This window comes from Belliella alkalica, from assembly GCF_022549785.1.
Classification (GTDB): Bacteria; Bacteroidota; Bacteroidia; order Cytophagales; family Cyclobacteriaceae; genus Belliella; species Belliella alkalica.
In genome coordinates, this window is the sequence record NZ_JAKZGO010000055.1 from 1 (window position 1) to 1902 (window position 1902).

Below are 1902 nucleotides of genomic sequence, written 5' to 3' on the forward strand. Positions count from 1 at the left end.
GATCAACCCAGATGGAACGGTTACGGTAGCACCGAACACGCCAGCGGGAGACTACGAAGTAGAGTACAGCATCTGTGAGGTGTTGAATCCAGACAACTGTGATACGGCGACAGTAACTGTAACTGTGACAGCGCCAGGAATAGTGGCCAATGATGATGACTTCGGTCCGATCAACGGCACGACAGGTGGCACAATACCGGGCAATGTATTGGATAACGATACCTTGAACGGAGATCCTGTGAACCCTGATGATGTGATCTTGACACCGATCAATGTAGATCCTGACTCTCCGGTAGTGATCAACCCAGATGGAACGGTTACGGTAGCACCGAACACGCCAGCGGGAGACTACGAAGTAGAATACAGTATCTGTGAGGTGTTGAATCCAGACAACTGTGATACGGCGACAGTAACAGTAACTGTGACAGCGCCAGCGATAGAAGCCAATGATGATGACTTAGGTCCGATCAACGGTACGACAGGTGGCACAGTACCGGGCAATGTATTGGATAACGATACCTTGAACGGAGATCCTGTGAACCCTGATGATGTGACCTTGACACCGATCAATGTAGATCCTGACTCTCCGGTAGTGATCAACCCAGATGGAACGGTTACGGTAGCACCGAACACGCCAGCGGGAGACTACGAAGTAGCGTACAGCATCTGTGAGGTGTTGAATCCGGGCAACTGTGATACGGCGACAGTAACAGTAACTGTGACAGCGCCAGCGATAGAAGCCAATGATGATGACTTCGGTCCGATCAACGGCACAGAAGGCGGCACAATACCGGGCAATGTATTGGATAACGATACCTTGAACGGAGATCCTGTGAACCCTGATGATGTGATCTTGACACCGATCAATGTAGATCCAAACTCTCCGGTAGTGATCAACCCAGATGGAACGGTTACGGTAGCACCGAACACGCCAGCGGGAGACTACGAAGTAGCGTACAGCATCTGTGAGGTGTTGAATCCTGACAACTGTGATACGGCGACAGTAACAGTAACTGTGACAGCGCCAGCGATAGAAGCCAATGATGATGACTTAGGTCCGATCAACGGCACGACAGGTGGCACAGTACCGGGCAATGTATTGGATAACGATACCTTGAACGGAGATCCTGTGAACCCTGATGATGTGACCTTGACACCGATCAATGTAGATCCTGACTCTCCGGTAGTGATCAACCCAGATGGAACGGTTACGGTAGCACCGAACACTCCAGCGGGAGACTACGAAGTAGCGTACAGCATCTGTGAGGTGTTGAATCCTGATAACTGTGATACAGCGACAGTAACTGTAACTGTGACAGCGCCAGGAATAGTGGCCAATGATGATGACTTCGGTCCGATCAACGGTACGACAGGTGGCACAGTACCGGGCAATGTATTGGATAACGATACCTTGAACGGAGATCCTGTGAACCCTGATGATGTGACCTTGACACCGATCAATGTAGATCCTGACTCTCCGGTAGTGATCAACCCAGATGGAACGGTTACGGTAGCACCGAACACTCCAGCGGGAGACTACGAAGTAGCGTACAGCATCTGTGAGGTGTTGAATCCAGACAACTGTGATACGGCGACAGTAACAGTAACTGTGACAGCGCCAGCGATAGAAGCCAATGATGATGACTTCGGTCCGATCAACGGCACGACAGGTGGCACAGTACCGGGCAATGTATTGGATAACGATACTTTGAATGGTGAGCTAGTTAACCCTGATGATGTGATCTTGACACCGATCAATGTAGATCCTGACTCTCCGGTAGTGATCAACCCAGATGGAACGGTTACGGTATCACCGAACACGCCAGCGGGAGACTACGAAGTAGAATACAGTATCTGTGAGGTGTTGAATCCAGACAACTGTGATACGGCGACAGTAACAGT

General features: G+C 50.4%; 1 protein-coding gene. It reads left to right on the forward strand.

Going from position 1 to position 1902, the window contains the following annotated elements; all coding sequences use genetic code 11:
- The coding region (locus tag MM213_RS20545; RefSeq protein WP_241414761.1) for a hypothetical protein at window positions 1-1902 on the forward strand (1902 nt) is incomplete at both ends.